This window comes from Candidatus Accumulibacter sp. ACC007 (assembly GCF_907163205.1).
Classification (GTDB): domain Bacteria; phylum Pseudomonadota; class Gammaproteobacteria; order Burkholderiales; family Rhodocyclaceae; genus Accumulibacter; species Accumulibacter regalis.
Map to the genome: position 1 here is coordinate 1 of NZ_CAJQUD010000005.1, position 19,109 is coordinate 19,109.

The 19,109-nt window shown below is 61.6% G+C and carries 10 protein-coding genes; 3 read left to right on the forward strand and 7 right to left on the reverse strand.

What is annotated here, in order from left to right; genetic code table 11:
- Nucleotides 1–8,112 precede the first annotated feature (8,112 nt).
- Nucleotides 8,113–8,589, forward strand: a complete 477-nt coding sequence (locus tag QZ634_RS13075) for a VOC family protein (protein ID WP_291989029.1) — start codon at nt 8,113–8,115, stop codon at nt 8,587–8,589.
- A 158-nt stretch (nt 8,590–8,747) separates the two neighbouring features.
- On the opposite strand, the gene QZ634_RS13080 is transcribed toward QZ634_RS13075, so the two are convergent.
- The 3 genes from QZ634_RS13080 to QZ634_RS13090 form a co-directional block, all read right to left on the reverse strand.
- Nucleotides 8,748–9,383, reverse strand: a complete 636-nt coding sequence (locus QZ634_RS13080) for a DUF47 family protein (protein WP_291989032.1) — start codon at nt 9,381–9,383, stop codon at nt 8,748–8,750.
- A 240-nt stretch (nt 9,384–9,623) separates the two neighbouring features.
- The gene (locus QZ634_RS13085; RefSeq protein ID WP_291989034.1) at nt 9,624–10,637 is read right to left on the reverse strand and encodes an inorganic phosphate transporter; all 1,014 of its coding nucleotides are present in this window, start codon (nt 10,635–10,637) and stop codon (nt 9,624–9,626) included.
- A gap of 13 nt (nt 10,638–10,650) precedes the next feature.
- Nucleotides 10,651–11,289, reverse strand: a complete 639-nt coding sequence (locus QZ634_RS13090; protein ID WP_291989036.1) for a DUF47 family protein — start codon at nt 11,287–11,289, stop codon at nt 10,651–10,653.
- Between the two features lie 1,014 nt (nt 11,290–12,303).
- Here QZ634_RS13090 and QZ634_RS13095 point away from each other — a divergent pair.
- Together QZ634_RS13095 and mepA are read left to right on the forward strand one after the other, a co-directional pair.
- A complete protein-coding gene (locus QZ634_RS13095) occupies nt 12,304–12,933 on the forward strand; it encodes a class I SAM-dependent methyltransferase (protein ID WP_291989038.1) in 630 nt (209 codons plus the stop codon).
- An 82-nt stretch (nt 12,934–13,015) separates the two neighbouring features.
- Nucleotides 13,016–13,945 (forward strand): penicillin-insensitive murein endopeptidase, encoded by a 930-nt coding sequence (gene mepA / locus QZ634_RS13100; protein WP_291989041.1) that lies wholly within the window; start codon nt 13,016–13,018, stop codon nt 13,943–13,945.
- Nucleotides 13,946–13,993: 48 nt separating this feature from the next.
- On the opposite strand, the gene QZ634_RS13105 is transcribed toward mepA, so the two are convergent.
- From QZ634_RS13105 to QZ634_RS13120, 4 genes are all read right to left on the reverse strand, one after another.
- Entirely contained in the window at nt 13,994–15,451 is a 1,458-nt protein-coding gene (locus QZ634_RS13105; RefSeq protein WP_291989042.1) for a hypothetical protein, read from the reverse strand.
- Nucleotides 15,452–15,568: 117 nt separating this feature from the next.
- The gene (locus QZ634_RS13110) at nt 15,569–15,823 is read right to left on the reverse strand and encodes an acyl carrier protein (protein WP_043569250.1); all 255 of its coding nucleotides are present in this window, start codon (nt 15,821–15,823) and stop codon (nt 15,569–15,571) included.
- Nucleotides 15,823–17,328: a hypothetical protein gene (locus QZ634_RS13115; protein WP_291989044.1), complete on the reverse strand. Its 1,506-nt coding sequence runs from the start codon at nt 17,326–17,328 to the stop codon at nt 15,823–15,825. Before QZ634_RS13115 ends, QZ634_RS13110 begins: the two co-directional genes overlap by 1 nt.
- Nucleotides 17,325–18,920: an amino acid adenylation domain-containing protein gene (locus QZ634_RS13120; RefSeq protein ID WP_291989046.1), complete on the reverse strand. Its 1,596-nt coding sequence runs from the start codon at nt 18,918–18,920 to the stop codon at nt 17,325–17,327. The genes QZ634_RS13115 and QZ634_RS13120 overlap by 4 nt, the downstream gene beginning before the upstream one ends.
- Nucleotides 18,921–19,109: the final 189 nt, after the last annotated feature.

A 19,109-nucleotide genomic window follows, 5' to 3' on the forward strand; every position in this document is an offset into this window, starting at 1 on the left:
TGGTCTTGTAAGGTGACTGGGCATGGGTTGGCGCGGGGCTCAAGGAGCTTGTGGTGGAGGGGTAGCGAGACGCGTGGTACATGCGGGTCAGGTTCATCGAGTCGCTGGATGCCGATCCAGAGGACTTGAGGCGCCGGGTTCGCACCGTCGCTTTACGGCCGAGGACACCAACCGAGGCGAGCGACCATTTGCACCGCCTGATGAAGAGTCGGTGGCGTGTCCGGGGGGATGGGGCGTGCGGTGCACGAAGCCGTAGAGCGCCTTCCAGTGATCGTCATCGAAATAGGTGGTGCAGGGCAAGTCGGGGTGCTGGCGGGAGAGGATGGACGATGGGGAAGATCCGCCAGGCAACGACCATGTCGATCGCCAGACAGGCCTTCAGTGATTTGGCCTGAGCCCGAGGTTGGCGGTCCTCGATGCGGCAGGCCGCTTTCAGCGTGCGGTGATAAAATCTCGATTCCCCCAGCGGCGACAATACCACTCGATACGGCTACAGGCATTCATCGAAGGTACGGGTCGGCACGGTGGTCAGCAGCATCCATTCCAGGGCCAGAGCTTGCCCTCGGGGATTTCCTGTGCGCCCGATGGCCGACCACCGGTCGTTTCCCAGTACGTCTGGTCGCGTGCGGCGGTGTGAGGGTGCGGCTGCCACGCACGGTGAGGGTGGCCTCGCGCGTGGCCTGCAATTGCCGGCCGCGACTGCACAGGGGAAGGGTTCGGGACACGCGCGCGGCGGCCAGGCCGGCCATAGAGGCGGGTGTGTCGGTTCGAGCACGATGCCGGTGTTGTCTGCAGTGCCCGGAACAGCACGCCTGGTGTGGCGGCGCGGCCTTGACTAAAGAATTCATGATGTTCCGACTCGCGGTCGGAGACCATCCCCATAGGGATTGTGTGACAAGGACGCTGGGCGAATCTATCCGGTCGAACTCTTGAGCAGCGCCGTTTTCCTCTTTTCTTCGATCGGCAGCTTCTTGCGAGCCTGCGCTATCTGCGACCTCTCCGCGGGGCACGCCCGCAATGCGTGGACGTCGATCATGCCCCGAGCGGAGCCCGCACACGGGGTACGACAGCGGTCTCATGCAGCCACAGTACCGAACGGACACCCTCCCCTGACCACAGTCGTTGCGATCCGCCCAGCCCGCTCGTGTGGCCAGGGTATTGAGCTAGTCATTTAACGCGGCTGTCGCCGGCCGCGCCACACGCGCACCCAGCGGTTTCCTGGGCCAGCGGGGCTGGTGGACTGATATGAGGAGCATTGGTATTTTTTGGGTATCAGCCCGATGTGTGACTCTCATCTCGGTGCGAACAAGCGATAAGGCCCTGATGCTCGGTTGCCCAGGTGGCTTCGGGCATGGTCGCGGAAGGTCTTGGCCGTGGACCAGGCTGATCACGCGCGCGCGCCAGGCCACTGTACGACGCTGTCAACCGCGCGTCCTCGTTCAACACCCCGCAAACTCCGTCCGGCAGCCCTGTCTCGGTTATAGCCCTCTGTGGTATGTTGACGGTGTTGGTCCTGTGCAGAGCAAGGAATCACCGCGGGGGCTCGATGAGGGCTATGACATAACACCGCACTTCTCGCCGCTCCCACAGCTCGACAGGTCCCCTTCCCCCCCCTGTGTGTCAGCATGGCTCCTGCAAGGGCCACGATCTTGTCGGTTTTTTTTATTACGACTGTTCGCGTATATATTTGTTTGTGGTGTGCCGCTCCTTTGGTAGATCGTGACGAGCTGGCGTTTGGCAACGTGTAAGGTCTTTTTGGAGCGCCACCGGGCCACGACCCCACCGTAACACGCTTCGGCAGTCACGTACTCCTCAAGCGTGAGATTGGCCAACGCCAAGCACATGCGAAGCCAGGTGGGGCACAGCGAATCCCACCGGGAAGAGCAGAAGCTCTGTTTTTTCAGCGCGCATGAAGGCCACATCTCGGCTGGAGTGCTCCCGACGCTCGTCTCGATCAAGACCAGCCAGGCGTCTCGCGTCATGCCAGGACGGCGGGCACGCGACGCGAGAAGGCTCAGGGACCAACGAGCAGCGAAGTGTTCGCAGCGAATCAGATTGTGCAACGTGCGCAACAGCAACGGCCGGCACTTTGCCCCGTTAGTGGTGAGTGTCAATGAGGCCATCCACACCGGCGCAGCCCCCCCCCCCGCTGCCTAAACACGGGAAACGGAGACCGCTACGACACGACCCCGTTCGGCCAAACTCGTCAAGGTAACGCGCCGCTCTCCACCACGGACCGCGCTCCTCGCGGCTGGACTGCTGCGCTGCGCCCCGGCAGAAACGATCCCCGCGCGGCCATCTTCGCCCGACTTTGCGACACGTATCTCGCGAAGCGCCCAAAGGGTCCCAGAAAATCGAAGGCTTCGCAAACGACTTTGCAGCACACAGCCCGCACAGTGAGCGTATCGCCGATACGCCGACGGCCATTCCGTACGTCGCCAGTGGCATCACCTTCCCACACCGCTGCGCCATATCACAGGCGCAAAACAATAGCGAAAAGTTGCTACCGGTGTTTCAGCGGGAGACTGAGGAAAAGGTAAGGTGCGAAACGGGGTATCAACAAATCTCAGGATGGCCGAACGGGGCTCCAGTTCGACTCTACGCCAGCGCTGCACAAGGCCGCGTTCAAGCAAGAGAGAGCGTCCCCTGGCCGGCTGCAGCAGGAGCAACGGCCCCACTTCACGCGGTTCAACCTGAGCCTCCAACCACCGTGCTGACCGGCATGGCGGCAAAGCCCCGGAACGCCGACTTACCGGTATCCTGGCGGAAGCCGCCGCCTTGCGCCCGAATAGACGCCCACCGTCAGCCAGCCCTGGCTGCTACGCCACCGTACCGAAGAGCCAGAGTAGCGCACGCCGACCCCGCAGCTCTGCGCGCTAAGGGAGGAGATGCTGTGCAAGGTGACGACATGCAGAGACCGCATGAGGAAACTCGGAACCCGCCTAACGAGGCAACTCAAGTCGGGATCGAGGAACTGCAGTCGGGTGAAGAAGATGCAGTCCACAAACGAGGAACTGGAGACTTCAGGACGAGTTCACTCGGTGAATGAGGATAGGGTCGACCGGTCAACGCCGAGTTGCAGAGCAAGGTCGAGACTTGTCCGCGCCCACGCCACACAATCAACGACCCCCCCCCATGAAACAAACAATGCTTGCGGCACCGGCATCGCCACCATTTTATCGACAATCAACGCACATCCTGCGCTTCACACGGCACTCTCAGATCATTCAACACAGCATTCCGGGGCGCACGGCGGTCCGGCCCGTGGGCACCATGGTCTCCAACTTGTCGGCGCGAAATGTTCCTGGGGAAGACGATCGGGAGTGCCCTCTCGATAAGATGCGCCGCTGGAGACGCAAGTGCAATAGCTAAGCACCGGGTCGTTGGTACGCGATGCGGAGTCCGCCCCTCTCGCACTCGGACCACGTCCAATCGCAAGGTGCGGTGATCAAGTCAATGGACATCACCGAAATGAAGCGGGTCGAAGCTTGTCTGGAGAGCCGCGCCAGCCTGTTCCGTCTCGGCGTCGAGGTTTACGCGTGACGTTTGACGCCGGGACACCGTGCAGGACCCCCCTCTATCTCCGATGGCGCATTCTGGCCTGGAATCCCGGTGCGGAACGAAGATCTATGGCTGTGAGCGAGGCAGAGGCCCTGCTGATGAGGCACGCGCTGACCGATCCGCGGGTATGGAGGACGACCGCCCCGGCCATGGCGCTGCAGTTTGCCGGGCCGGAAGCGCACACCGCTGCCTCACGCAGACGCCTCACCAAGGGCTCCCTTCTTTCGGAGCGGTTGGTTTCGACTAGGTATGGCTGCGGCAGAGCGCCTGACGGCCGGAGGACGGCCAGAGGTCCTCGCGCCAGACATGCCACACGGACCGACCGCACCGCAAGTCGACGAAGGACGGACAGCGAAACGGGGGTGCGCTGCTGCCCCATGTTGTGCGGCTCAGGATAATAAACGCGGTTCAAAGCCCGGCAACGCTTCCCGATATGGCCGAGCGTCGGGGCGGGCCCGAGGCGCGGCGAAGGCGGCGGAAGACCGCGCGGGGGATGGCTGCCCAACCGGTCGGAAAGAAATCGAGGCCGGCTGGCCACGGAACAGCAGCCACAGCAATGTGCTCTGTACGAACTGCGCGTGCACGACCCGCGTTGGCGATGCGATGTACGACCGCGAACTGCGCGGTGCAAACTCTGTGCTCGGGACGCCACCGCGCACGCTACTTCGACATACTACGTCCTGGCGCCGGTGGCTATGACCTTGAGTCGAGCGGGGATGATCCTGGAACGCCAAACCTCTGCGCTCGCGTAGCCTGCCTGGGTGTCGCCGGGGTGAGCTGGCCACTGGCAGGTGATCAGCCGGCTTTCATCTCAAGGCAACGACCTGAATTTTCTACCTGCACCCCGCAATCAGCTTATGGAAGAGCGCGGGCAACTTGGCTGTGTTCGTCGTAATTGGACCCATGGTCTTTTCACCCTTTGCTAGGCAACGTGCCTGGGTGGGGTGCTTCGGGATAACCGTCTCGCGCAGCGGCGCCGAGGGCGTGAGCGCCGTAACTGCGCACTAGCTGATCGAGCGACAGTACGAGGGCGCATAACAGGCCGATGCCGACTGCGCATCGCCTGCCGTCGCATTACAAGTCGCAGCAGGGGATGTGTGTTTGTGTTTCTCACCAGCACTGCCCATAGCTGGAGGTCCTGCGCGTCAATCCGCTTTCACCCTGATGACGGTTGTCCGCGCCAGAGGCAGCCGTGGTGAAAAATCGACCGTCGTGCTTGAGTCTGCGTCACGACGAGGACTGTTTTCACGCTGTTGATATTGTGGGGAGGCGGTCATAGCAAGGGCTGTTGGCCGGGAGACGTCTGGGACACGGCGCCAAGAATGGCGAGGGTCTATCCAAAATGGTAACCCCATACCCCCTACTCCGGCCGGCCCGCTCAGGGCTGACGTGTCGGGCAGTGACCAATTAACCTGTCTGCATGCAATAACGGAACATCACCAAAGCAAGCTGGCCGAGGGAAGAATAGAGGCTGGCGTCTTTGATTTCCCTCACGGTTTTTGGTTTATTTTTTCCACCCCCGCACGATCTTGCGCCGGTCACTCGCAGGCAGGGGCATGACGGCAGGCCAAGCGCAACAGGGACTTCGGTGCTGCGCTGCGTAGCGATCTCGATCACTTCAAGACGTCAACAGGAACCCAGGGCCATCGCCAGGGACCTTCTGCTGCGGAGTGGCAAAACGTCGTACCGGCAGGCGTCTGTGAATCGGACAACCGTGGCCCGGCCTGGGTGGTGACGAGTTCCGACCCCCGCGCTCACGCCCTCTAGATGGGTAAGCCCTGAACCGCATGTGTTGGCGAGGCCGCTTATTATTTCGCAGGACCGAGAAGGTCGGCGACGTAAGTCCTCGCTGCCTCACTCAACCTACCGGCTCGCCGATGCGGATCATCACAGCCGGCGATGCATCGGGCCACCTTGTTCGGGGGCGTCGAGCGGGCCATCGCCGACTGGTTTTGTTATGGTCAAGACGATCGGGCGCTTGTACACAAGCCCCCTGTGCCTAAGGAACGCGGGCCGTAACAAGAGCTGCATGTCTTTGATCCGAGATGCGACCGTGGTCTCCGCGCGTGCCTCCTGGAGGGCGAGACTCCCCCCTTTTTTTTTTTTTTTTTTGCACTTTACACCGATCCACTTTCCTCTCTTGGTGTCTGCTTTTCCCCTTTCTCCTACCTTTTTTTCCCCCTTTCCCCCCCCCCCCCTCCTTTTTTTTTTCTTCTTTTTTTTTTCCCCTTTTGTCACCACCGGCGATTCGGCGCAATGTGTTGTGTGTGTGGGGGTGTTGTATATCAGGCACGTGGCCGCCGGCGCCGGGGTCACGGGATGCGAAGCTGCTGCCTGCGTTTGTTTTTGCCGGCATTTGAGGCGGCTATTGTCCACCCCCCCGCCGCACGTTCCTTGCCGGGAGAGGAACGCACTTGACTCATACCTTTGGGTACTGGGTCTCACGAGACCGGTTGTCATGCAGTTGGCAGCATGGGGCCACGCGACCGGCGAGGCCCCCACGGCTGCGCCACGTGCTGAATGTCAGCGCTGTAAGTCAGTCCGGTGAAGCCCACTTGTTGTGGGATTTATTGTGTTAGTCCTGGCCATATACTCGCGCGCACCCTTTTGGCTGCCTGTCCCCGTACACAGCCGCTTTTTGCACACTGCGCCGTTGACGGAAATCGTCTATTTTGTCACGCAGAGACCAGCCATTGTTGTGTACACCAGCATCGACAAAGCTGGGGTGGCGTTTTCCTCCAGGAGCGGCCCTTGTGTTGTGGTTCTCGCTTCGACGCTTCGGAAACGGCTCTTCCCGCGGTCTGTTGAGCGCTCTGCTCCCTTGTGTTTCCGTTTGTGACGCCACAGACAGTCGCAGTTTGCATGTTCGATTATCTCACGGCTCCCGACGCCCCCCGCATCGAGGAGCGTTTTTTTTTTTGTGTCGCTGTGTGATCTCGCGTGGCCGGATTGTCGCAGCGCGCTGTTGGGTGGAAAAACACTCCGGTGCAAACACGGAAGTCACGAGGATTGCGGTTGTTTGACTACTTGTCACACAGGGCTATTTCTTTTACGCCTACACACTGCACCCTCGAGGGTGTTCGAGCGCGCTTGTGCGGACGGCCTGACGCCAGCGGGACTTCATTTACCGGCTTTCATGTTCGAGGTCACCGCGGCATGGCGCGGAAGCCCATAAGAATGAATGTGTCGCCCGTGCTCGCGCTTTTCCGGTTTAAGGGCCGTGTGACGACGACGTTTTGAGACATCCCCTTCGCTTGCAAATCGTCTTTTTGTTATGACTGTACCTTCTACAGTGACAACCCTGTGCACAATCTGTGGTAATGAACGCGCGTGTGTATGCCCTTGCTGGTCACCAGCCTTTAGTTTGGTGCTGTTGAGTAGCGCACGCACACCTCCACCCTACACGCTTTGTGCACGCCATTTCTGCCTTGTCGCCGCGACGTTCCTCAGCGTTTGATTGTATGGTTTCGGGTGGCGAAGACGTTTGGTTTTTGGCACCAACAACTGCGGCTTGCATGACGCGTTTCTGCATTTGAGCCCCGGCACTGGACATAGTTTTCGCGACATTGACCGCGGGTGTGCGCGAGTGGTGGTCAGCGTAACTACTACGCACAAGAGCCCGGGTTGACCGCTCTTATGTGTTTTTTTAGACCCCCCCACACACTTTTACTTGTTATCTTCCTTTATAGCGTCACGCCTAGACCAACAAGCGCCCAGACTTTTATACCCTACGACGAACTTTGATTCTTGCGCTCTTTTCAGATGTCAACGCGCACGGCCTCGGCCCTTCCCGTTACACGCAGCGTTTCCCGCTCGCTGGCCGCGTGGCCGCCGAGATGGCAGGCGTTACTGAAAGATGTGTTTTTTTTTTGTGTTTGTTGTTACGACCTGTCGGACCACCATTGGGCTGCCATCTACTTTTTGGCGCGCTCGCTCAGTGCGACCCCCCAACCGAAACCCCCCCCCCCTTTTTTTTTAGCAATATCCCGGTGCCTTCGTCGATGCGATTGCCGTTATCCAGGACGCGCTCCTGACAGGCGGAGCGCGCATCGTCGGGCGCTGGCCGACCAGCGGCTACGATTTCACCGCATCGCGAGCCGTCGCTGGCCGGCATTTTCTCGGGCTGGCACTTGACCAGATCAACCAGCCGGGATTGACCGGACAACGTGTGGAGAGCTGGCTGGCGCAAGTCCGACCGGCACTGCTGCCCGAGCAGCGTTCTGGCATGCCTGCCGCCCTGCGCAGCGCCTGAAAGCAAGAGAACGGGGTCGGCAAGACCCCTCTCTGGCGCCCGAAAGTGGGGCCTCTCACCGCGGCGTTGCACCACCGTCGAGCACACAGCCAGGCGCAAATGGCGCTGGAACGGCTCCTGATAAAGAAGCGCTGTCCTTGAAGCCAGCGCCCCACCAACCCGCAAGGCAAGGGCCGGCCGACAGCGAGCCAGGGGGGCTGTACAATCTCGAGGATTTTCCGTCGTCGGGTAGCGTCAAACGCTTCAAGGCGCCGGACACGCCCGCCTGAATTTCAACCAGAGACAACCAGGAGATCATCATGAGCCAAGCCATTCCGCCAGGCATGACGGCAATCACCCCACACCTGACCTGCCGCGACGCGGTCGAGGCAATCGACTTCTACAAGCAGGCCTTCGACGCCAGCGAAGAAGCCCGCCTGGCCAGTCCGGACGGCAAGCTGGCGCATGCCATGCTCCGCATTGGCGGCGCCTGCGTGATGCTGGTCGACGAGTATCGGGAGCAGGGAATGCTCAGCCCGCTGTCGCTGAACGGCTCGCCGGTAAGCATCCACCTCTACGTCAGCGATGTCGATGCCACCGTCGCCCAGGCCGTCGCTGCCGGCGCACAAGTGACCATGCCGGTTGCCGACATGTTCTGGGGAGACCGCTACGGACGCCTGGTCGACCCTTTCGGCCACCACTGGTCGGTCGCCACCCACCAGCGCGACCTCAGCCCCGAGGAAATCACCGCCGCCATGATGAGCGACTCCGGCTGTCCGCAAGCGGGAACGAAGTGACGAAAGGCCACGCCCTGGCTTGCTGATGATCGTTGAGCCGCAAGGCGCGGCGGGAAGCCGCGCGGCACGACATCAGCCGACACGTCGTCATTGCGAGGAGGCGCAGCCGACGTGGCAATCCAGAGATTTGGCGCCCCCCCCGCCGACCGAATCTGGCCTCAGGAATTTTCGATCAGGATGCCTTCGATGATCTGAGCCGATTCCTTGCAACGCGCGAGAACCTTTTCCTGCCGTGAATAGAACTGCCGCATCCGAATGGCCAGCAATGCGGCATCATCGTCGCCCTCATTCTCGAACAGCGTCTTGATGGCCCCCTGCATCACGGCGTCGGCTTTTTCCTCGATACGTTCGATCTCCACGCACAGGTTGACGGTCTCTTCGCTACGCTCCTTGTCCTTCAGCGAGTTGATGGCGCGATTGAGACGGGTACAGGCGTCAACGGCCATCGAGGCCAGTGCACGCGACGCGGCGGTCGCCTCCGTGACGTGGTAGATGTCCACCGATTGTGCAACGTCCTGGACCGCATTGACCACACTGTCGAGTTCGAGGGTCAGTGCATAGACCTGTTCCCGATTGAGCGGCGTGACGAAAGCCTTGTGCAGCATGGTGAGCATGTCCTGCTTGATCTGGTCGGCGCTGGCTTCGTTCATGTTGACTTCTTCGATCAGGGCGGCGACGTCGTCCTTGCTGACGCCCAGACTGGTGATCAAACGCAACATGGCATTGGTGCTTGCCAGAACACGCTCGCTATGTGCCGCGAGAAGAGCAAAAAATTCGGAACGCTTCGGTAACATGGTCAGTTCCCCTTGATAGACATTTGTACGACAAATTTTGGCAACAGGACGCAATGACTGCGGCAGTCCCAGCAGATGCTAGTGGGCGATGGCCAGGGGGTCCGCAGGCGATGCCGGTCGGCGGTCAACATGGGCGCGCAGCCCCCCTTCTGGCGTAACGCGGCAGCAATGCAGCAGGCAAGGCGGGAACGGCGCCCCGTCAAAGCGAGGCGCGTTCTCCACCATTACGGTGAGCAGCGCCTAGAACGACTTGGTTCCGATATACCAGAATATCGCTGCAATCAGCCCTGCCGCGGGAATCGTCAAGATCCACGCAACCAGCAGATTGGCGGTGATCGCCCAGTGCACTGCCTTGACGTCGGTGGCCGAACCGACACCGATGATGGCACCGGTGATGGTGTGCGTCGTCGATACCGGAATACCCCCGAGCGTCGCCAGTCCAAGGGTGATCGCGCCACCCATCGAAGCACACGAACCGCTGACCGCATTTAGCTTGGTGATCTTGGTGCCCATGGTCTTGACGATGCGCCAGCCTCCCAGGTAGGTACCCCAGGCGATCGCGAAGTAGCACGAGTAGATCACCCAGGTCGGCAAGGTGGCCACGTCCTTGGTTGCGACACCCGCGGTGATCAGCAGCAGCCATATGATGCCGATCGTCTTCTGCGCATCGTTGCCACCGTGACCCAGGCTATAGGCACCCGCCGCGAACAACTGCCCACTCTTGAACCATTTCCCTGCCTGATGGGGCGAGTGGTTTCGGAAGATCCAGGAGACGAGAACCATCAGCAAGCCCCCGATGATCACCCCGACCAGCGGCGAAATGATGATGAACGCCAGTATCTTGCCGAACCCCTCCCAGACGATGGGCGCACCCGAGCCAGACTTGGCCACCGTCGCGCCAACCAGCCCACCGACCAGGGCGTGCGACGAGGACGACGGGATTCCGTAGTACCAGGTGATGATGTTCCAGGCGAGTGCTCCCACCAAGGCCCCGAAAATCACGTAGTGATCGACGAACTGCGGACCCACCGTGCCCTTGCCGATCGTGGCCGCCACCTTGAGCTCAAACACCCATAAGGCGGCAAAGTTGAAAAAGGCGGCGAAAATCACCGCCTGCTTCGGTGTCAGCGCACCCGTCGCAACAATCGTCGAAATGGCATTCGCGCCATCATGAAATCCGTTCATGAAGTCAAACGCCAACGCGATCGCGATCAGCAACCCCAGCACCCAAATGCTGATAGTCAAACCTTCCATCTTGGCCTACCTCTCAGGAGTTTTCGATCAGGATCTCTTCGATCATTTTGGCTGCGTCCTGACAGCAATCCAGGACGCCCTCTTGGAGCGAGTAGAACTCCCGCATCTTCATGGCTTGCCAAACATTGACCCCCTCCTGGAAGAGGGCGGTGATCGCCTTGCGCTGAACCCGGTCGGCCTTGCTCTCGATCTCCTCGATTTCCTTGCACAGATTGAGCGTTTCCGCGCTGCGCGTCTTGTCGGACAGCGCCATGACGGCGCGGTTGAGGCGCATGCAGGCGTCGGCACTGAGGGACGCCATCTCACGGGCCTCAACGGTCGATTGCTTGATGCTGTACATGCCCAGTGCATTGGCAACGTCCTGCAGAGCATTCAGCGTCTTGTCGAGATCGGTGGTCAGCGCGTGAATCTGGTCACGGTTGATCGGCGTGGTGAAGGACTTGTGCAGCCGCTCGATCAAGGTGGCCTTGATCTTGTCGGCCTCTTTCTCATTGAGGTTAACCTCGGCGACCAGAGCCGGAATATCCTCGCCACCCTCGCCCAGGCCGTTGATCAGGCGCAAGGTCGCGTTGGCTCCCGCCACTACTCGTTCGGAGTGCGCAGCGAGAAGTTCAAAAAACTCTCTACGCTGCGGCATCAGACTACTAAACATACGCCTACCCCCCCATGTTCTGTGCCCGTTCGGGCACCCACCAGCCATAACCCCCACGCCGAGCGAACCTCGGCACCCTTTGCAGCGACTACCAGATACACGCCAGGCACTTCCCGGGCCTTTGCCGACTCCCCTCGGCTTGGAGACCCGCCTGGACGGCGACTCCAGGGAATCGCTTGTCCCGCGAGCTGATTGCTTGGTCAGCCCTCTTCCTGCTCTTACGCTTGCTCCACCCTTTCGCGCTGCCTAGGCGAAGAGCGAGCAACTCCGACCTTCCTTAATGCGTGGGGGACGGCCTGGTCACCGCGCCCCTGCGTTACTTCTACGGACGCTCGACCGCAGCGCACAGGTTCCCGCGCGCTGCGCCAGGGTCGAAACGGGCCGCAGGCCCGTTCAACAGCCACGCTTCTGATGGAACAGCCGGGGGAACTGCCAGCCCTGATCCTCGAGGTAAACGCTGGCTTCGGGGTCGCTACGTCCCTTGTGGCTCGGACGAGCACCTGCACGGGCGTTGCGATCATGACTTGGTAGCCTATCGAGCCGTAGACGTGGCAAAGGCCCCCACGGGCGCGCCCCGACAACCACGAGACATGACTCGCGCGTGAACACGACAACGCCATAAAGTTCCTAGGCTAATAGTTTTACTGGCCAACTACAAATTGGCCGCCATTATGTCACTCCAGAAAAATGGGGACAAGGAAAATTGCCCTTGTTAAGGTCTTTTTTTCAACCTGCCGCAAGGAGGTTTCTGCTCGCCGCCAAAAGCCCATCGAGAGCACTGTTTGCCGCCGTCGAAGCGGCTTCCGGCACGCTGGCCGCACCCGCCCTGAGCAATGAGCCAAAGGCCGAAGCCGCGTCCTCGCTGGCACGCCACGTGGACCAGGCGTGCGCAGCGAAGCACGGGCCCTCATGCAACGCCGGGCCGAAGCCTGTGCCGAACTCCAACGCAGCGCACGGCTCACCCACAACACCGGCGAACCTGCGTTACTATTGGAGAAAATGGCTGGAAGTCACATGACAGGTACACGCGCAACCAATCACTTCGACGTCAACGCCGCCACCTGGGACGCCGATCCCGTCAAGCAGGCGCGAGCGCTCGCGGTGGCCCGGGAAATTCAGGAACAGGTGCCGCTGTCGCTGCACATGCAGGCGCTGGAATACGGCTGTGGAACGGGCTTGCTCAGCTTTGCCCTGCAGCCAAAGCTCGGGCACATTTCCCTGGCCGACAGCTCGCCAGGAATGCTCGCGGTTTTGAACGAGAAAATCACCGCCAACGGCATCACGAACATGCGTGCCGCAAAGCTTGACCTGGTTACCGACGCCCTCCCGGCGGAACGCTACGACCTGATCTACACCTTGATGACCTGTCATCACATCACCGACACCGACGCCCTCCTGCGCAGTCTCTACGCCCTGCTGGCGCCGTCGGGCTATCTCTGTATTGCCGACCTCGACGCCGAGGACGGCTCTTTTCATGGCCAGGGATTCGACGGCCACAACGGTTTTGATCGTCGTGAGCTGGCGGCAAAGGCCGCCTCGGCAGGATTCCGGAAACCACGTTTCACGACCGCCTTCAGCATGACCAAGGGCGAAGGCCCGGCACAACGCGAGTACCCGGTCTTCCTGCTGGTGGCACAGAGGTAGAGCCGTCAACATACGGTGAAATTGCTCGTGGCCTGCCTTGCCGACGATAGAAGGCGTTCGGTGGCTGCCGGCGCCGCCTCGATTGTTTCACCACCCGGCAAGGAACGCCGCCGACCGAAGCCACGCCTTTACCGCAGCCAGCCCTCTGCTACCTAGACCTTCCGCCATGAACCGACACCTTTTCCTCGCCACCAAGGCCCCGACCCTATTGCTCGCCACCTGGCTCACTGTCGGCCTCACCGCCTCGGCGCTGGCCAGCCCCTGGGCGCAGGTAAAGCTCCCCAGCGACGGCCCCACCCAGGTCATCGGCGCAGTCTCCAACGGCTGCATAGCAGGCGCCCAAAGCCTCCCCGCCGAAGGCGACGGATATGTCAGTATTCGCCGCTACCGCAACCGCTTCTACGGACACGCAGAGTTGTTGCACCTGGTCTCCGACCTCGGCCGCGAACAGGCGCGGCGCGGCCCCGGCCTGGTGATGATCGGCGACCTGAGCCAACCCAGGGGCGGACTGATGTCCACCTCGCACCGCAGCCATCAGAACGGGCTGGATGTGGACATCTGGTTCCAGCTCGCGCCCTCTGCGGCAGCCGCCAACCGCGATACCGCAAACCAGCCCGACCCGCCCAGCATGGTCACCGCGGACGGCGAAGGCTTGGGCACGCTGTGGGGCGACGATCAGCAGGCCCTGCTCAAGGCAGCAGCCGAGGATTCCCGGGTCGACCGCATTTTCGTCAACGCCGCCATCAAGCGTGGCCTGTGCGCGAGCGAAAACGACAGGGCGTGGCTGCGCAAGCTCCGCCCCTGGTTCGGACACGACGCTCACTTCCACGTCCGCTTGCACTGCCCCGCCGATAGCGAGCAATGCCAGCAGCAGGCCGTCATCCCGGCCGGCGACGGCTGCGGCAACGAACTGGACTGGTGGTTCAGCGCCGAGGCCCGGCAACCGGCCAAGAAAGGCGCAGCCCCCCGCGCCGAGCCGGTCACCCTCGCCGCCTGCCGGCCACTGCTCTGATTCGATTGCGCGTCGACTACGGCCGCGCTCACTTGCCGGACGCCGAGATCAACCGACGCCAAACAGACTGGCCAGGAATGACCAGCGTTCGAGCAGCGTGTGGCGGCGTGATTCGTCGCTGAAGACGTGCAGGCAAACGACAAAACCCCAGACCGTTACAAACGACCACAGCCTTCCCGCCAGCGTGGACGAGGGGCGGTAACCCGCGTTCGCACGCACCTGAGAGATTCCGATACCTGTCGCCAGAACGAGGCAGTAGAACGCGTAGCTGGTGAACGATTCGATCGCCGCCGACACACCCATCGCCGCGACCAGGTCGACTTCGCGGACGAAGTGAAAAATGACATTGCCGACGCCGGCGGCCATGAAGGTCGCGAAGAACATGCGTAGCCGCGGGTGCTTGCGAAACACCCTGAAAAAGGTCGGCACGAAGAAGAAGTCGACCAGCAACTCCTTGAAGTAGTAGGAGAAGCGATTGAAGTACTCAATCAGCGTCCGTGCTTCGAGTGGGCGCCATGTGGCGCGTGGCAAGCGGAAGCCGGCAAGCCGTGCGCCACCGATAAAGAGATGTCCCCAATACGCGGTCCGCAAACAGAACTTGGCGGTAGACCAGACCAGCGCCGACCAGCCAATCAGAACCGGGAAGGCCTGACCATCGAGGTAGGCGCCCAAAGCCAGTTCGACACTGGGGATACTCAGTTTCTGCTCACAAATCCAGGTCAGCGCCACCTTCATGGCCAGGAGGACGTTGGACCAGAGCAGCAACTTGACGCCCTTGATCTGCGTGATCGCCAGATCTGCTGGAGTTTTCGACAGGTTCTTGCGCAGGAAGCCAGCTCCCTTGCCAAACGGAATCGAAGACGGCCCGCCCCAGAAGGGATGGAAAGTACCGAGTTGAAAAGCGTCGGGGCTGCGATCGCGCGCGCGCTGGTCGACGATGGCATAGGCCAGGAACCAGATATAGGGGGTATAGACGCTCAGGAAAGACCACAGCGCCAGACGCGGCAGGCCGTGCACCAGGTCCAGGGAAGTCAGCCCGCAGAGAGCGAACTCGACGGTCAGCAGCGCGACCACCGGCCGGCGGGCGAGGATGAAGCCCTTGTGGCTGCGGACGACCATCAACGTCAACCACGAGAAGATCATGAACGTGATGAGCGCAAGATGTGCGAGCAGCAACGGCGAGAACTGAGCGGCCCGTTCCTGCGCAGCGACGACGGCGATGCTTTCCTCGATAGCCGTTTCCGACAGCCACAAGGCGGAAAATGCCATCAGGTAGGTGGCGGCAAAGAGGATCAGCTGGCGCTGCTTCTCCAGGTAGGCAAAGGCCATCGCCGCGCCGACAACGAAGGCAGCTTCCCAGCAGGAGTTGTAGGTCGAGACAGCCAACACGGCAACGGCAAACAGAAGGACGCGGCCACGAACCGTCTGCGCCAGCTGGACAAGCGTCTCGCGTTCATCGATCGCCAGGAAGCTGCGCAGGGTCGAGCGGCCCGCTGCACCGCTCATGCAGAATGCAATCCGTATCCGTCATTGCCCAGGCGCGCCGGGCGGTGCCACTTTAGCCCCGTGAACCGGTCCGGAAAGCTGCCGTCGATCTTCAGCGCGGCGGCCTTCCCTGTGAACTCAACTACTCGCGTTGGCATCGACAAACGCCTCGATCTCGTCCAGCGAATCAATCAGGCTGACGTCGAAGTCGACCGTCGAGAAATCGAGCCCAAAGCTTTCCTCCAGCTGCATCACCAACTGCATCATGGAAAACGAGTCGAGCCGGCCACTGACGAAAAGCGATTCACTGTCATCCAGCTCGCCGTGGTCACCATGCTTTTCCAAGGCTTCCTTGAGAAACTTGCGCAACTTCAACTTGCCATCACTGTTCATTAGCTCACTCCAAAAAGACTACCGACAAAGGCGAGTCGCTCGCCAAGCGTGTGGCTGCGCGACCCATCGCTGAAAACATGCAGACAGACGACGAAAGACCAGACGAAAAGGAACGACCGCAGCCTCCCCGCAAGGCTCAACGAGGGCTTGAAGCCCATGTTCATGCGCACCTGCGACAGGCCAAGACCAGTGGCCAGAACCAGGCAGTAGAAGGCGTAGCTCTCGAAGCTCGCCAGCACGCCGCCAAGTCCCATCGTCACGATGAGGTCGATATCGCGCAGGAAGTGCCAGATCGCATTGCCCACCCCGGCCGCCATGAAGGTGGCAAAGAACAGACGCAAGCGCGGATGACCACGAAACATCTTGAAGAACGTCGGCACGAAGAAGAAATCGACCAGAAGTTCCTTGAAGTAATAGTGGAAACGGTTGAAGTACTCCATCAAGGTCTTCGAGCCGAGCGGACGCCAGGTGCTGCGCGGCAATCTGAAACCGGCAAGGCGTGCGATGCCGATGAAGAGATGCCCCCAGAAGGCGATCTGCAACGAGTACGTCGCCGTGGACAGGATCACCGCTGCCCAGGCCTGCGCAAGCGACTGGGACTGCTGGGCCAGAAACGCATCCTGGGCGGCCTCCAGACTCGGCACCTGCAGTTGATCCTGAAAAACGCCGACCAGAACGATCTTCATGGCCAGCAGGACATTGGCCCACAAGAGCAGCTTTACACCCTTGATCTGCGTCACCGCCAGATCTTCCGGGGACTTGGCGAAGGTCTTGCGGAGGAAGGCTGCGCCCTTGCCAAAGGGGAGAAAGGTAGGCGACCAGAAGGGCCGCAGCACGCCCATTTGAAAAATCGGCGGACTCGCGTCACGTGACCGTTGATCGGCCAGCGCGTAGGCGAGAAACCAGAGGTAGGGGGTGAAGACGATGAGCAGTGACCACAGGAGCACGCGCGGCAGACCGTCGATCGCGCTCAGCGAACAGAGCCCACAAAGGACAACCTCGACACCCAGCAAGGCGAGCACCGGACGACGCGCAACGAACAGCGTCTTGTCGCGGCGGCTCATCGCCAACACGCTCCAGGCACCGACGAAGAAGGTCGCCATGGCCAGTAGACCGAGCGCCAGCGGCGACAGGGCGTCAACGTTTTCCACGACCATCATCTGGCGGATGTTCTCCTGGATATCGTTCTGCGCCAGGCACAGCGCTAGAAGCGCTGCCGTCCAGGTGCCGCCCAGGAGGATCCAGTCACGATACTTCGGCCAACGCGCGTAGGCCATGGCCAGACCGACCAACAGGGCCGCCAGCCACCAATCCTCGAAGCTGCAAGCAGCAAGCGCGGCGACCAGGAAAATGGCCAGCTGACCCAACCAGGTCTGCGCCGCGGCGACGACCTGCGGGCGCTCGTCGATGGCCAGCAGGTCGCGCAGATTTGCTTGCCCGAAGAAAGCCCTGCGCTGGCCTGTGCGCACCCGCGCAGGGCTATCCGCCGCCGGCTGCAAGCTCATGGCGGATCTTGCTCAAGCTGTTTTCGGAGCGCCTGCCGGTCGACTTTCCCGCTTTGATTGAGCGGCATGCTTGCGAGAGCGATCAACTGATTGGGAACCATGTACGCCGGCAGCCTCGCCTTCAGGTCCCGGATCACCTGGACCGAGTCGAGCAAGCTCGCCGCGACGAAACCGACGATTCCGCGTGCCATGCCGTCCACCGTCGGCCAGGCGACGGCACCGACGAGGTCAATGCCGCTTACCGCCCGCAAGTGCGCGTCGATTTCCTCGAGCTCGACGCGGTACCCGAGGACCTTGACCTGGTTGTCGATTCGGCCAAGGCAGTGAAAGGTCCCCGCGGCATCGACGCTGGCCAGGTCGCCGGTCAAATACCAGCGCTTGCCGTTGATGGTCGGAAATCGCTCCGCTGTCAGTTGCGGTTCGTTGAGGTAACCATCGGCCAACTGCACGCCGGCGACCGCCAGTTCACCCGCTTCCCCGTTGGCCAGGACCTGCTTGTGGCCATCGACGATCATCGCTTCGTTCCCCGGCAAGGGCGTACCAATGGCGATGAAGTCTCGCCCGGCGGTGATCGCCGTATCGTGCTCAACCGCCTGCCCCAGGCAGAAGACAGTCGCCTCGGTCGGACCATAGAGGTTGAAGATCGCCGTGTTCGGCGCGGCCACTCGCCACGCCGCGACGGTTCCCTCCGGCAGCGCCTCCCCGCCGAAGACAGTGACCCGGAGGTCTTTCAAACTGCCCGCATGCAGGGTCTTGACCTGACGCAGCATGCCCACCAGCGAGGGCACCGAATTCCACACCGTCAGCTGTGCATTTCGCACAAACTTGACGGCATTCATCACCACCGTCGCCGGCAGAATGTGCAGCGCGGCACCCGCTTCCCAGGTGCTGAACATGTTATGCACCGAAAAGTCGAAAGTGAGTTCGCAGGTCTCGAGCGCGCGATCAGTAGCGCGCAGGTCGAGATAGCGCGCGATCATCTGCGCGTAGTGCCTCGCCGCAGCCGCCGAGATCATCACCCCTTTGGGTACGCCGGTCGTTCCCGACGTGAAGATGATATAGGCGACATCGCCGGCGGCCATCGGCTCGGGCGCCGCAAGGCCTTGCGGCGGCGATGACCCTCCGCCAGGCGCGGCGGCGGGGCTTTCCCCGGGCTTCGCCAGCGCAGCATCCGGATCACTCGCCGCGCAAATGACCAGCGGCGGACAGGCGGCTCGCACGCGCTCGCTGAGCAACTTGACCCCGTCGGCGTCAGCAACGATCGCCGTCAGCTTGCACAGCGAGAGAATGGTGAGGATCCGCTCCTCGGGAAGCTTCAGCCCGATCGGCACGTAGCTTGCGCCTGCCCAGCAAGCGCCAAGCAAGGCCACGCAGGCGTCGATCCCACGCGAAGCCAGAATGCCGACCCGCGGCGGCTGGCCGTCATCGGCTGACCAGTGCTCGCTCTGTCTGAGCTCCTGCGCGAGGCGCGCCGCGCGTTCGGCGAGTTCTCGGTAGCTGACCGACTGGCCCTTGTAGGCAACGGCGACGGCATCGGGCGTCTGCAGGCCATGGCGATGAATCGCGCTGGCCAGATTGTAGTTCGTGCTCATTGTCCGGGAAGAACCTGAAATCGTCGGCAGGTGGCCCTGACGACCCACGCGCAGCGTTTGGCCGATGCGCTGTGCGCACCCTGGCAGTCGGGCATGTCGTTCACCTCTGAATTTAGTGAAGAGGGGCGGGGAAAGTGGCGAGCTGGCTGACAGTTGCGCAGATTTTCTGGTTGGCCCGAGGGCCAGGGG